The sequence below is a fragment of the Corynebacterium sp. BF-R-2 genome, assembly GCF_024586525.1.
Lineage (GTDB): Bacteria > Actinomycetota > Actinomycetes > Mycobacteriales > Mycobacteriaceae > Corynebacterium > Corynebacterium singulare.
Genome location: NZ_JAMFTP010000008.1, coordinates 1 through 12,704, shown reverse-complemented (window position 1 = coordinate 12,704; position 12,704 = coordinate 1). Strand labels below are relative to the sequence as shown.

The 12,704-nt window shown below is 61.1% G+C and carries 14 protein-coding genes; 9 read left to right on the top strand and 5 right to left on the bottom strand.

Annotated elements, in window-relative coordinates:
• The first annotated feature begins 34 nt into the window (after positions 1-34).
• The 8 genes from rsfS to M5J09_RS06630 all read left to right on the top strand — a co-directional run bounded on the left by rsfS (position 35) and on the right by M5J09_RS06630 (position 5,894).
• Entirely contained in the window at positions 35-502 is a 468-nt protein-coding gene (gene rsfS, locus M5J09_RS06665; RefSeq protein WP_042531948.1) for a ribosome silencing factor, read from the top strand.
• Positions 499-1,197: a histidine phosphatase family protein gene (locus M5J09_RS06660; protein WP_257157355.1), complete on the top strand. Its 699-nt coding sequence runs from the start codon at positions 499-501 to the stop codon at positions 1,195-1,197. The genes rsfS and M5J09_RS06660 overlap by 4 nt, the downstream gene beginning before the upstream one ends.
• Entirely contained in the window at positions 1,197-1,985 is a 789-nt protein-coding gene (locus tag M5J09_RS06655; protein ID WP_257157354.1) for a DegV family protein, read from the top strand. The genes M5J09_RS06660 and M5J09_RS06655 overlap by 1 nt, the downstream gene beginning before the upstream one ends.
• A gap of 82 nt (positions 1,986-2,067) precedes the next feature.
• Positions 2,068-2,694 carry a ComEA family DNA-binding protein gene (locus tag M5J09_RS06650; protein WP_257157353.1) on the top strand — a complete coding sequence of 209 codons (627 nt, stop codon included), beginning with the start codon at positions 2,068-2,070 and terminating at the stop codon, positions 2,692-2,694.
• Positions 2,691-3,941, top strand: a complete 1,251-nt coding sequence (locus M5J09_RS06645; RefSeq protein WP_257157352.1) for a ComEC/Rec2 family competence protein — start codon at positions 2,691-2,693, stop codon at positions 3,939-3,941. The genes M5J09_RS06650 and M5J09_RS06645 overlap by 4 nt, the downstream gene beginning before the upstream one ends.
• Positions 3,938-4,876, top strand: a complete 939-nt coding sequence (gene holA, locus M5J09_RS06640; RefSeq protein ID WP_257157351.1) for a DNA polymerase III subunit delta — start codon at positions 3,938-3,940, stop codon at positions 4,874-4,876. The genes M5J09_RS06645 and holA overlap by 4 nt, the downstream gene beginning before the upstream one ends.
• 11 nt (positions 4,877-4,887) lie before the next feature.
• Positions 4,888-5,256: an ankyrin repeat domain-containing protein gene (locus tag M5J09_RS06635; RefSeq protein WP_257157350.1), complete on the top strand. Its 369-nt coding sequence runs from the start codon at positions 4,888-4,890 to the stop codon at positions 5,254-5,256.
• Positions 5,253-5,894 (top strand): LysE family translocator, encoded by a 642-nt coding sequence (locus tag M5J09_RS06630; protein WP_042531934.1) that lies wholly within the window; start codon positions 5,253-5,255, stop codon positions 5,892-5,894. Before M5J09_RS06635 ends, M5J09_RS06630 begins: the two co-directional genes overlap by 4 nt.
• Here the strand turns inward: M5J09_RS06630 and M5J09_RS06625 are convergent.
• From M5J09_RS06625 to M5J09_RS06610, 4 genes are all read right to left on the bottom strand, one after another.
• A complete protein-coding gene (locus M5J09_RS06625; RefSeq protein ID WP_257157349.1) occupies positions 5,891-7,075 on the bottom strand; it encodes a type II restriction enzyme in 1,185 nt (394 codons plus the stop codon). The two genes, M5J09_RS06630 and M5J09_RS06625, sit on opposite strands and share 4 nt — an antisense overlap.
• Entirely contained in the window at positions 7,068-7,877 is an 810-nt protein-coding gene (locus M5J09_RS06620; protein ID WP_257157348.1) for a DNA adenine methylase, read from the bottom strand. The genes M5J09_RS06625 and M5J09_RS06620 overlap by 8 nt, the downstream gene beginning before the upstream one ends.
• Positions 7,878-8,141: a 30S ribosomal protein S20 gene (rpsT, locus tag M5J09_RS06615; protein WP_042531928.1), complete on the bottom strand. Its 264-nt coding sequence runs from the start codon at positions 8,139-8,141 to the stop codon at positions 7,878-7,880.
• Between the two features lie 119 nt (positions 8,142-8,260).
• The gene (locus M5J09_RS06610; RefSeq protein WP_070538294.1) at positions 8,261-8,782 is read right to left on the bottom strand and encodes a type II toxin-antitoxin system PemK/MazF family toxin; all 522 of its coding nucleotides are present in this window, start codon (positions 8,780-8,782) and stop codon (positions 8,261-8,263) included.
• 18 nt (positions 8,783-8,800) lie between these two features.
• Between M5J09_RS06610 and lepA the strand changes: the two genes are divergently transcribed.
• Positions 8,801-10,648 carry a translation elongation factor 4 gene (gene lepA / locus M5J09_RS06605; protein ID WP_257157347.1) on the top strand — a complete coding sequence of 616 codons (1,848 nt, stop codon included), beginning with the start codon at positions 8,801-8,803 and terminating at the stop codon, positions 10,646-10,648.
• Positions 10,649-10,654: 6 nt separating this feature from the next.
• On the opposite strand, the gene M5J09_RS06600 is transcribed toward lepA, so the two are convergent.
• On the bottom strand, positions 10,655-12,295 hold the full coding sequence (locus tag M5J09_RS06600; RefSeq protein ID WP_257157346.1) for an ABC transporter ATP-binding protein: 1,641 nt from the start codon (positions 12,293-12,295) through the stop codon (positions 10,655-10,657).
• Positions 12,296-12,704: the final 409 nt, after the last annotated feature.

Here is a 12,704-nt window from a genome sequence, read left to right as displayed (position 1 = left end):
GTCTTAGTACTGTACGCGTTGTGTAGGGATAGTCATGTCGATTACTGATGAAGCACGCCTCATGGCGGAAACCGCGGCCTTGGCCGCGGATGAAAAGCTGGCCACCAACATCGCCGCCATTGACGTCTCCGACGTGCTCGCCATCACTGAGGTCTTCGTCTTGGCCTCCGCCGATACCGAGCGCCAGGTGGCGTCCATCGTTGAGGAAGTGGAGGATGAGCTGACCAAGAAGGGCTTTGAGCCCAAGCGTCGTGAGGGCAACCGCGAAAACCGCTGGGTGTTGCTCGATTATGGCCCCATCGTCGTCCACGTCCAGCGTAATGATCAGCGCGAATTCTACGGACTCGACCGCCTCTACCACGACTGCCCGCTCATCGAGATCCCGGGCATTGAGGCCCCGGAGCGCCCCGGCGAGTGGGCCACCGAGGTCAACCCCCGCGAGGTCGAGTCCATTGATGAGATTCCGCTGGCCCAGCCGGAGCCGGAAGACGACGAATTATGACCCGCCGCCTCCTCCTCATCCGCCACGGTCAAACCACCTACAACGCCACCGGCCGGATGCAGGGGCACCTCGACACCGAGCTGTCTGAAGTTGGCTATGCCCAAGCCCGGGCCGCCGCCGAGCTGCTCGAGGACAAAGAGATTACGGCCATCGTGGCCTCCGACCTCATCCGCGCCCGCGATACCGCGGACGTAATCGGGCGGCAGTTGGGGATTGAGGTGGGCGTCGATAAGCGCCTGCGTGAGACCCACCTCGGTGACTGGCAGGGCATGACCTCCGCCGAAGTCGATGAACAGTACCCCGGTGCGCGCGCTCTGTGGCGCCACGATCCCACGTGGGCCCCGCCGCAGGGCGAAAGCCGCGTTGACGTGGCCCGCCGTGCCCGCCCAGTGATCGATGAGCTTATGCGCGAGCTGCCTGACTGGGATGAAGGCGCGGTGCTCGTCGTTGCGCACGGCGGCGCTATTTCCGCGCTGACCTGCCACCTGTTGGGCCTGGAGCACCACCAATACGGCATTCTTTCCGGTCTGAAGAATACGCATTGGTCGCAGCTTACTGCGCGCCCCGAATTTAACGCTTCCCAGCCGCTGTCTCCGCTGGAATTCACGCCCGACAACGTGGATCGTGCCCAGTGGTACTTCGACGGCTGGAACATGGGCGGTGCCGTCGTCGGCGGCGCGGGGGCGGACGTCTAGTGATTCGTGTCGTCACCGACTCCGCCGCGGGGCTGCCTGCGGACATCGTGGAGGAGCTCGGCATTAGCGTGGTGGATCTCCACGTTATGGAAAGCCACGGCAAGGACGGCGCAGAGCTGTCCACATCGGGGCTGACTGCGCTGGAGCTCGCGGCGCTGTATGGCCGCGAGATGGAACGCTCCGGTGATGACGGCGTGCTGGCCATCCACCTGTCCAAGGAGTTGTCGTCGACGTGGTCGGCGGCCGTAACGGCCTCGGGCGTGTTTCCCGATACCGTGCGCGTCATCGACTCGGGCACCGCCGGCATGGTGATGGGCGCGGCCGCGATGACCGCCGCAAAACTGGCCCAGGACGGGGCCTCACTCACGGAGTGCTATGAGGGCGCCCGCGACACCCTTGAGCGCGGCCACACATGGGTCTATCTCAACTCTACGGAGGATCTTCGCCGCTCTGGGCGCATGTCCGCGGCGACGGCGATGTTATCCACAGCCCTGCTGGCCACGAAGCCCATCATGGCTGTGCAGGCCGGAAAGCTCGAAATGGTGGGCAAGACCCGCACGCAGACTAAGGCTTTTACGAAGCTTGTGGATCTTGTCGCTTCCCGCGCTGAGGGCAAGCCGGCCTTTGTTGCCGTGCAGTACAACGACAATGAGGCCGCCGCACGCCGCCTGGAGGATCTGCTGCGTATGGCGCTGCCGGAGTCGTCCTTTATGCGCGTTGCGCTTACCGACGTCCTCTCTGTCCACGTCGGCCCTGGCGCCATCGGCGTCTCCGTCGTGTTCAGTTAGCTGTTGACGCCTTCAACAAGTTATCCACAGGCAGCGGCGCAAGCTCTCGACGGATGGGGAGGGGCTGCGTAGCGTCGCAGGCATGACTGCGATTGCTGACCGTCTTCGTGACCTCACCCGGCCGACCGGGGAAGAAGACCTGCTCAACGTTGACTACCCGCGCCCACGGCTGCGCGTGCCGCCGCGCCTGGCGCTCGTGGCGGCGGGGCTGGCGGCGGTGGGACTGCTCGCGTGGCTGGGCACCTCCCGCGAGTCCACTAATCCTTATGAGGTGCCCGCGCTCAGCAGCGAGGTGCCGGCGGACATCGTGGTGTCGGTGGTCGGGGAGGTGGATTCGCCCGGCCTGGTCACCCTGGCTCCGGGCGCGCGCGTCAACGATGCGCTGGCGGTCGCGGGGCCGAAGGTGCCCACGGATAACCTCAACTTGGCGCAGAAGCTTAACGACGGCGAGCAGATCACCGTCGGCGCCCCACCCGCCGCCCCTGGGGAAGACGGAGGCGCGGCCGGAACTGGTGATGGCACGGTGTCGCTCAATTCCGCGACCGCCGAGGAGCTCACGACCTTGCCGGGCGTGGGCCCGGCGACGGCCGCGGCCATCATCGCGCACCGCGAGGAAGCGGGACACTTTTCCTCGGTGGACCAACTCATGGACGTCTCCGGTATCGGTCCGGCAAAGTTCGCGCAGCTCAAGGACAAGGTGCGTCCGTGAGGGAGCTGCGGCTCGTGCCCGCGGCGGCGGTGGCGTGGTTGGCCACTCTTGCGGTGCTCTTCGGCCAGCCGTGGTTGTTGGTGGGGCTTGTCGCATGCAGTGCGCTCGTTCGGCGCGCGCCTGGGCAGGCCATCCTCTGCACCGCCAGCGGTGCCCTCTTCGCCACGGTGGCCGCTGTGCGCATGCACCGCGCCGGGCAGTTCCGCTTCGGCGCCGAGGTTACCGGACGCCTCACTGCGGATCCCATCCAGACCGCCTCGGGGTGGATGGTGCGCCTGTCCGTTCCCGGCTACCCGGCCCAGCTTCCGGTTTTCCTTAGCGAGCAACCCGAGGCCTGGTCCGGCTCGCTCGTCACGATTCACGGCCAGCCTGGCCCGGCCAACCGCGTCGGGGTAGGCCAGACCGTTTTCAGCGGCGATCTCACCGCCCATACCCACAGCTGGACCGCCGCTGTGGCGGCGAACTTTCGTGCCATCTGTGACAACGGGCTCATCCCCGGAATGGTGCTGGGAGACACCAGCCTGCAAAGCCCTGAAGACAAGCAGCTCTACATCGACACTGGGCTCTCACACCTCAGCGCGGTCTCCGGGTCGAACGTCGCCATCGTGTGCACCGCGGCAGCGTTGCTGGTGAAGGGGCAGAGGGTGCGGGTGGGGGCGTCGGCAAGCGCGTTGGCGTTGTTTGTGGCGCTGGTGGGATGGGAGCCCTCCGTCCAGCGTGCCACCGTCGCCGGCGTGGCTGGGCTGCTCGCCGTGCTCAATTCCTCCAAGATGGAACCGCTCCACGCGCTCTCCCTCGGCGTGCTGTTCCTGCTGGCCTGCGATAGCGACCTCGCAGTCAGCTACGGCTTCGCCTTGTCCGTCGCCGCCACCGCGGGCATTGTGGCGCTGACCCCGCTGCTGCTGCGCGTGTTGGGAACCGGCATCATTGCGCGTGCGGTTGCGGTGGCCATCGCCGCGGATATCGTCACCATGCCACTCATTGCGCTCATGACCGGGCGCGTTTCGGTGGTGTCCGTCATCGCCAATGTATTGGCTGCGCCCGTGGTGCCCATCATCACCGTCGTGGGGCTTCTCGCTGCCGCACTCGCCCAAATAGGCCTCGGCCGCCCGCTTGTCATCCTCATCGAACCCCTCGCAGACTGGATCCACGCCGTCGCCGCTGCCATGCCCCTGACCACGGTGGAAGCCGGGCCCATTGCCGTGCTGCTCCTCGGCGGGTGGCTCATCGCCGCGTTGCTAAGATGACAGGCATGTCCGTGCACCTCATTCTTGGCGATGACGAGTTCCTTGCTGAGCGCGCCCGCCTCTCCGTCCAACAGGGCGATGTCACCAAACTCAAGGCCTCCGAGGTCAGCGAAGGCGAAATCCTCGAGGCCACCAGCCCCTCCCTGTTCGGTGATGAGCGCTGCATCGTCATCAGTGATGTCGAGAAGGCCGGCAAAGAGGTCACGCGCATTCTTCTCGACGCCGCCGCCAACCCCATGCCCGGCATCACCCTGGTACTCATCTACTCCATCACGGCCAAAACACTGAAGAAAAAGAAGAAGCCGCCGGAAATCGTCGCCGCCCTGCGCAAGACCGGCGAGGTACACGAGGTCTTTTCCCTGTACCCGAACGAGCTGGGTCCTTGGGCCACGCGCGAGTTCGCCTCCCACGGCGTGCGCCCGACCCCCGATGTGGTGCAGGCGCTTCTCGACGGCGTCGGCTCCGACCTCCGCGAACTCGCCTCTGCCATCTCCCAGCTTGTCTTCGATACCGGCGGCAAGGTTACCCGCGAGGCCGTCCACGCGTACTACGTCGGCGTGGCTGAGGTGGCCAACTGGGATATCGCGGACGCCGCCGTGGCTGGGCGCGTGGAAGCGGCTGTGTCGACGTGCCGCCGCGCCCTCCAATTGGGCGCGAGCCCCGTGGCTATCGCTTCCGCATTGGCGAACAAGGTGGGAAACATCGCGCGGCTGTACACCGCGCGCGGTGACCAGTACTCGCTCGCCTCCCAGACCGGCATGGCGCCCTATGCGGTCAAGCTCACCCAGCCGGTGGCGCGCCGCTGGTCGGGGGAGAATATCACCAAGGCCGTCATTCTCATGGCGGAGCTCGACGGCGCAGTCAAAGGCCAGGGCGGCGAAGAGGAGTTCGCCATCGAGGCCGCCGTGCGGCGAGTGGCGGAGTTGGCGCGCTAAACTATCCCACCATGGATGAAATCCAGGACTTCGCAACCAAGCTTTTTGACCTCGCTCGCACCGGCGATACCACGCTGCTGGAGTACATTTCCCAAGGCGTCAACGTGGACATGGTGAACCAGGACGGCCAGTCCTTCATCATGCTTGCCGCCTACCACGGGCATGCCGAGCTGGTGCGCCTACTGGCCGCCGCCGGCGCCGACGTCAACCTCCTCAACGACCGCGGCCAGTCTCCGCTGGCCGGGGCCATCTTCAAAAAGGAGGACGCGGTTATTGACGCCCTCCTGGACGCCGGCGCCGACCCAACCGCGGGCCACCCCAACGCCGTTGACTCGGCCCGCATGTTCGGCCGTGAGGATCTGCTCGAGCGCCTGTCATGAGCTGGTCCGCGTTTGCGGCCATTATTCTCATGAACCTCGTGGGGGCGTCCGCGCCCGGCCCCGACATCGTGCTGATCACGCGTTATGCCACGCGCTCGCGCCGCCATGCCATCGCTGCAGCCACCGGAATTCAGGTGGGCGTGCTCTTCTGGTGCTCGCTCACCGTCTTTGGCGCGGCCGCTCTGCTCACGGCTTTTCCGGGGATCATGTCCCTGATTCAGGTCGTCGGCGGTTGCTTCTTGGTCTTCATGGGCGTGCTCTCCGTTCGGTCCGGCCTGGAATTGCGCACGCAGCCGCCGCAGGATGAGGACGACGCAGCGGCCCGACTGGGGTCGGTGCGCAAAGTCTTTCGCACCGGACTGGCCACCAACCTGTCCAACCCGAAGATCGTGCTCTTCCTCGCGGCCATGGTTGCCCCGCTGCTGCCGCCGCACCCGCCGCTGTGGCTGTCGTTGGCGCTGGTGCTGAGCCTGTCACTGTCGAGCTACGTGCTCTTTGTGGTGCTCTCAACGGTGATTTCTACCCGACCGATTCGCCGCCGCCTCCTGGCCGCGGGACCGTGGATCGACATCGGTTCCGGTGTCTTCTTTGTCGTGGCCGGCTGTGCCTTGGCGTGGGCCGGCATCCAGGCTGCTTAGCCTGCGCTGTGCGCGATAAGCTCCGCGACCCACTGCGACCATGCCACGACGGTCCCGGCTCGGCGTCGCAGGGTGCTATCGCCCAGCCCTAGCTCGGCCGCGCGCATGAGCGCCATCGCCTCATCCACCGTCAGCGCGCGCTCCGACTGCGCCACGCTCTCCAGCATCTCCCGGAACACTGGCCGGGCGGCCAGCGCCTCCACGAGCGTGAGGTTGCGCTCATCGCGGTTGCCGCGCAGCTCCTCCAGTCCCAGATACCGGGCGGCGTTGGTGTAATAATCCGCCTGCCGCGGGCTAAAACCAAAGGTTTCCGGCATGTCTGCCTTCGCCACGGGGTTCTCCAGCAAGCTGATGACGCGCGCAAAAGAATCCGCCTGGGGGAAGGGAATCTCTGGACGCTCCACGCGGGTGCGTGCGAGGACACCCGCTACCAAGGCCGGGGTGAGGGTGGAGGGGCCGAGGGTGTAGCGGTGGGCGTCGATAAGCTCAATGCTCCGAAAGTCCGCCGGGTCCTTAAACGCGTAGCGATAGAAGTGGTACACGCCGTTGGAATACACCAGATACACCGGCACCACCTCCTTCTTAAGCGCCAGCGAAAAACGGCGGAAAGGAAAGTAGAGCTGGCGGATGTTGAAGTCGGGGGAGAGGTGGTTCTTCGCCTCAACGAGCACGAGGTGCTCCGCAGATTCGAAGCCCGCATCAATTTCCATCTGCGCGCGATCCACCACGATGTCCTGGCCGCCCACCTTCATGGGCAGGCGCTGCGTGGACATCCGCCCGCTCACCGTGGGCACGTGCTGACCGCCCAGAAAATCATCGAGCATGCCGCTCAAACTCGCCGCCGTGAGCGCCGCGCTTTCCGAGGTCACATTCTCAAAATCGATCGACTCAATATCCTCCGGCACTGGCACCGACGTCAGTGGCCCTGCGTCGTCCGGGAAAGGCTGATACAGGTCGAAGTGGCCGATGAAGTACGCGTCACGGCGAATGGGTAGCATCGACAAACCATGCTCGCGAAAGACCGCCGGGCGAGCGGCCGAGAAATCGTGCTTAGCCATGAGCCGCGGCTCGCGCCCGGACAGCGCTTTGAGCCGTGGGGCCTCGAGGATGGCGTAGCCAAACGTGGCCAGTTCGGTCTCGAGATGGGGGAAGATGCGGTCCCAGGCGGCGTCGTTAAGCATAATTGCGCACGAGCACCTCATCGACCTTGCCGCGCTTCGACGCCACGGAATTCACCGCGCGTGTAGCCCCCACAATCTCGATGCGATAATCCGCGTAGAGCTCCTTGATGAAATCCGTCGCAGAATTCGAGAGCAGGAACTTCACCCCGCGCGCATCCAGCGCATCGCAGGTCTCCTTGAGGCGAATCTGGTCGGCGCGGCCGAACCCTCCGGACTGGTAACCAGTGAAATTGCTCGTCGGATTCACAGGGTCATAGGGCGGGTCGAAATAGACGACATCCCCCTCGTTCGCCTCCAGCGAGGCATAATCCCCGTTGGAAAAGACCACGTCATTCTCGGCCAGATACGCCGAAACCGCCCGCAGATTGAGCTCATCACAAATCGTGGGGTTGGCGTAGCGGCCAAACGGGGCGTTGAACTGACCCGAATTGTTCACGCGATAAAGACCGTTGTAGCAGGTCTTGTTGAGATAAATCGTGCGCGCGGCACGCTCAACGGCGCTTAAGTGCGCGAACTCCGGTGACCGGTCGCGGGCGCGCATCTCATAAAAGAAGTCCGATTCATTCGGATACTCCTTGAGCAGCGCGATGAGCTCGTCCACATTATCGCGGACCACCTCGTAGACGGTGATGAGCTCGGTGTTGAGGTCATTGACCCGGGCGCGCTCGGGCGCCAAAGAAAAAAGAACCGCTCCGCCGCCCAAGAAGGGCTCGACGTACGTGTCGAAGCTCTCAGGCAGCATGGAGTGGATGGCGGGAAGTAACTGACGTTTTCCTCCCACCCACTTCAGGAGCGGTTTCATTTAGGCCATCTTGTTGAAGGCGGTGGCCATACCAGACTTCTTGTTGGCCGCATTGTTGCGGTGGAAGACGCCCTTGGACACGGACTTGTCCAGTGCGCGGGATGCAACGCGCAGCTGCTTCTCGGCGGCAGCCTTGTCGCCAGCCTCGACGGCAGCGCGGAACTTGCGGATCTCGGTGCGTACGGCGGAACGCACGGCCTTGTTGCGCTGACGGGACTTCTCGTTGGTGAGAATGCGCTTCTGCTTGGACTTGATGTTTGCCATTGTTATACCTCTTACAGTCGTAGGAAATGTTTACCGAGGAAGGCGGACCCAAGGTCCTGACCGCCACACATGCCTCGGCATCCCAGAAAATCTATCAGGAGCAGCCTCGAATCCCCAAATCACGCCCAGTGATAACGCGAGCGCAAGCGGTTAGCAATGCGCTCGAAGCGCCGTTCCGGAAAAAGCGTGCCCTGGCGGCGACATTGTTCCTCTGAGATTTCCAGCACACGGTCTATGCGCACCCAACATTGGCGGCCGGATTCGTCCCATTCGCCGGTGCCAATGTCGAGCCATTCTTCCTTATTGGCGTGGCCCGGATTAGCGGAGATGAGCAGTCCCAGCACGGTGGTGCGGGTGCGGGAGACGATGAGGACGGCGCGTTCGCGCGGTGGGGACTGTTTGCCGTCGGACGGTGCCCAAACCCACACGACCTCACCGGAGTCGGCCTGCCCATCCATGTCGGGGGTGAAGAAAACACTGCGGGGATGGTCGGCAGCAGCCTCGATCCGGATATCGGCTGCTTTACGCGGTTCTGTGACGGAATCACTCTGGTTCATGCCGAGGCGTTCGGTGATGCGCTGGAGGCCGTCATCGACCGGCTCGGGGCGTCCGAAGCCTAAAATGCGGGCCAACCTAGTCATGTCGTCTATTCTAAACCCATGTCTAGAAACTTTGCGGCCACTACGTTTACGGATCCGTCCAAGATCCGAAACTTTTGCATTATCGCCCACATCGACCACGGCAAGTCGACGCTGGCTGACCGCATCCTGCAGTTGTCGCAGGTGGTGGAGGAGCGCGATATGCGCGACCAGTACCTCGACAACATGGATATTGAGCGCGAGCGCGGCATCACCATTAAGGCTCAGAACGTGCGCCTGCCGTGGATTCCGCAGTCCGGCGCGTTCAAGGGGGAGGAGATTGTCATGCAGATGATCGATACCCCCGGCCACGTCGACTTCACCTATGAGGTTTCCCGCGCGCTGGAGGCGTGTGAGGGAGCCATTTTGCTTGTCGACGCCGCCCAGGGCATCGAAGCCCAAACCCTGGCCAACCTCTACCTGGCCATGGAGAATGACCTGGAAATCATCCCGGTCCTCAACAAGATTGATCTGCCTGCGGCGGATCCGGAGAAGTACTCCCTAGAAATCGCCAACATCATCGGCTGCGAGCCGGAAGAGGTGCTGCGCGTGTCCGGCAAGACTGGTGAGGGCGTGCCGGCGCTGCTCGACAAGGTGGCAGAGCTTGTCCCGGCGCCGACCTCCGAGTTCGGCGAGGATGCCCCGGCCCGCGCGATGGTCTTCGACTCGGTCTACGACACCTACCGTGGCGTGGTGACCTACATCCGCATGATGGATGGCAAGCTTACCCCGCGCCAGAAGGTCTCCATGATGGCTACGGGTACTAACCACGAGCTGCTGGAGGTGGGCATCGTCAGCCCCACCATGCAGAAGTGTGAGGGCCTGGGGCCGGGTGAGGTGGGCTACCTCATCACGGGCGTGAAGAACGTGCGTGAGACCAAGGTGGGTGACACGATTACGTGGGCGTCGAATGGCGCGAGCGAGCCGCTCAAGGGCTACGCCGACCCGAACCCCATGGTCTACTCCGGCTTGTTCCCCATCTCCCAGGCCGATTTCCCGGATCTGCGTGATGCGCTGGAGAAGCTGCAGCTTAACGACGCCTCCCTCACCTTCGAGCCCGAAACCTCTGTTGCCCTGGGCTTCGGTTTCCGCTGCGGCTTCTTGGGCCTGCTGCACATGGAAATTACCCGCGACCGTTTGGAGCGCGAGTTCGGCCTCGACCTGATTTCCACCGCCCCCTCGGTGACCTACCGAGTGGTGGCCGAGGACGGCGAGGAATCCGTCGTGCACAATCCGTCTGACTGGCCCAGCGGCAAGCTGAACGAGGTGTATGAACCGATTGTGAAGATGACCATCATCGTGCCTGAGGAGTTCGTGGGCCCGACGATGGAGCTGTGCCAGGCTAAGCGCGGCCAGATGGGTGGCATGGACTATCTCTCCGAAGACCGCGTGGAGCTGCGCTACACCATGCCCTTGGGCGAAATCATCTTCGACTTCTTTGACATGTTGAAGTCCCGCACCAAGGGCTACGCCTCGCTGAACTACGAGGAGGCAGGCGAGCAGCTGGCGGACCTGGTTAAGGTGGATATCCTCCTCAACGGCGACCCGGTCGATGCCTTCTCCGCCATCGTGCACCGCGAGTCCGCGCAGTGGTATGGCAACAAGATGACGAAGAAGCTCAAGGAGCTCATCCCACGCCAGCAGTTCGAGGTACCCATCCAGGCGGCCATTGGCTCGAAGATCATCGCGCGTGAGAACATCCGCGCGATGCGCAAGGACGTGCTGGCCAAGTGCTACGGCGGCGATATTTCGCGTAAGCGCAAGCTGCTGGAGAAGCAGAAGGCTGGTAAGAAGCGCATGAAGTCCTTGGGCTCCGTCTCGGTGCCGCAGGAAGCTTTCGTGGCAGCGCTGTCTACGGATAGCGATTAAGAGAAACTAAGCTTCACTGGGATACTCTTTTGGTTTTGATAACGGTGCTCCATTGGCATTGGCTAATTGAAGCACCGTATCGTCTTGACGGATAGGTGCTGAGGCATCGTGCGTTGAAACAATGACCGTTTTTTCGCGTGCAAGATCTTCAATAATGCCCCACACCAATGCCCGTGAATTCTTGTCTAAGCTACTGGTTGGCTCATCGAGGATCACAATTGACCCAGGCTTAGCGATCAATGCTCGTGCCAAGGCGATTCTCTGTTTTTCCCCACCGGATGCCCCACCGTCTTCACCCGCTACATCGGAGTTCTTCTTGCAGCCCGTTGAAGAAAACTTGTGTAGTCCTACTGCTGTGAGTAACTCGTCAGCTTTGCACACGGCTATTGATCTGCCAAAAACAACGTTGTCTATGGCGTTGGCATTTAACAGGCTTGCGCTTTGAGGCGCATACGTTGAATTTTCCCTTATCTCACGAGATCCTTGTTGCAAGGGTAACGAATATTCATTTAGATTTAGGAACCCTTCCAAAACCGTCGTTTTCCCTGAGCCGCTTGGACCAAGAACCCAGATTGGTCTTTGTTCATGTCGCTGGTGTGCCGAAGCTGCCATGTCAGACAGACGCAGTATCTGTTCTTTCCACAAATCCACGTTTTGGCTTGTTGCGGAGACAATTCCCGTTGGGCGAATCTTGTCGCTTGCTTCACTCGCATGGGAAACTGAAACAGCGAGTGTGGACACTCCAAACCCGACGGATTGTAGAGGCGTAATGGCTGCAATGGCGATTCCTGTAGACGAAATAATTGATCCGATTGCCTGCGCATCTCCATTATTTGTTCGAAGGATAATGGCTATAATGAGAACGCAAATCGTTATTGCTAAAACGATTCCTTGGGCAACATACAGCCGCCGCGTCATGGTATAGGAATAGACTCCAGCGCGTTCTACAGTGCTTCGATCCTTTCTATAGCGAGATTCCAAAAATGCTTGGGTAGAAAACACTGTCGCTTCTTTCCAGAGAGACAAAGAATTCCCAAGGACGCCGAAACTGCGCATGCTCTCTTTGAAAAACTTTGTCTGGGCGTTCTGGTGGCTTTGAATTAGCCGGTAGCTGACCACACAATAGGTCACAATGGCTGCTGTGAGGATTATTCCTTCTAACCAAGTGCTGGCAATAACGACTAGGAAAATGCCGGAGGCTAAAGAAATGGTTGCCGGCAATATAGACAGGTAGATGCTGGATAATGTGTCACGATATGCGGAGGCCTCGCTATCAATGGCAAATGAGATCTCTCCATTATCAGCATGTGATCGTGCGCCAGGGCTGGCATCGATGCTGTCGGTGAGGGAACTAGCCATTCGATCTGACTGCAGCTTTTGCTCAATTGTTCCATAGATTGGAAATAATATGTATCTGGAGGATGTTCCTAAAAACCAAATCAGAGAATAGAGTATGGAAAGCTTTAGGCCAATTGTAATGAAGTCCTCTCTGTTTGAACTATTAAGGAGAAAGTTGACTCCACTACCGAGAACATACGGGGCAATAACTGTAGAAATTGACGAGATTACAATGGAGACGAGGACTAAAAAGTTGCCCCAAGGTGATAGTTTCCAAGATTGGGTGATGACTAGTCGTACAAATTGCATTTAAAATCCATTCTTAAAACGACTTGCGTTTATCGTGATTTTAGAAGTATCTATCCGAAGGGGACGGGTCCGGCTCTGAATTCTTTTCCGAAGTAGGTGCTTAGAGTTTTTAATGCATCAGGTCTATCGTCCTGCAGTCCCGAGGGCCAATCGTTACTAAGAAGCCGGGCTATATACCAAGGCGAACCATCGTAAGCGTAAGAGAGACTATCTACTAGCATTAATGGTGGGTTTGCTGTGTGTGCTAGCAATTCTAAAGCGTTATTAGGCGTTCGTCGTAACTGCGTGCCGTTTCGGCGTAGTTGGTAGGGGCAATCCGCGTAGTTGGTCGGGGTTTTCCGGATAGGTGGTAGGGCTCTCTGTTTTCGGTCATTGTATAGGTGGCGTTGGCACAACTTGTGTCGGCGCG

Bases quoted from the DNA above. Each gene is read 5' to 3' on its own strand.
- lepA (WP_257157347.1), top strand. From the start codon at position 8,801: ATGTCTAGAAACTTTGCGGCCACTACGTTTACGGATCCGTCCAAGATC.
- M5J09_RS06660 (WP_257157355.1), top strand. From the start codon at position 499: ATGACCCGCCGCCTCCTCCTCATCCGCCACGGTCAAACCACCTACAAC.
- M5J09_RS06635 (WP_257157350.1), top strand. From the start codon at position 4,888: ATGGATGAAATCCAGGACTTCGCAACCAAGCTTTTTGACCTCGCTCGC.
- M5J09_RS06620 (WP_257157348.1), bottom strand. From the start codon at position 7,877: ATGAAACCGCTCCTGAAGTGGGTGGGAGGAAAACGTCAGTTACTTCCC.
- M5J09_RS06625 (WP_257157349.1), bottom strand. From the start codon at position 7,075: ATGCTTAACGACGCCGCCTGGGACCGCATCTTCCCCCATCTCGAGACC.
- M5J09_RS06600 (WP_257157346.1), bottom strand. From the start codon at position 12,295: ATGCAATTTGTACGACTAGTCATCACCCAATCTTGGAAACTATCACCT.
- holA (WP_257157351.1), top strand. From the start codon at position 3,938: ATGACAGGCATGTCCGTGCACCTCATTCTTGGCGATGACGAGTTCCTT.
- M5J09_RS06650 (WP_257157353.1), top strand. From the start codon at position 2,068: ATGACTGCGATTGCTGACCGTCTTCGTGACCTCACCCGGCCGACCGGG.
- rpsT (WP_042531928.1), bottom strand. From the start codon at position 8,141: ATGGCAAACATCAAGTCCAAGCAGAAGCGCATTCTCACCAACGAGAAG.
- M5J09_RS06630 (WP_042531934.1), top strand. From the start codon at position 5,253: ATGAGCTGGTCCGCGTTTGCGGCCATTATTCTCATGAACCTCGTGGGG.
- M5J09_RS06610 (WP_070538294.1), bottom strand. From the start codon at position 8,782: ATGACTAGGTTGGCCCGCATTTTAGGCTTCGGACGCCCCGAGCCGGTC.
- rsfS (WP_042531948.1), top strand. From the start codon at position 35: ATGTCGATTACTGATGAAGCACGCCTCATGGCGGAAACCGCGGCCTTG.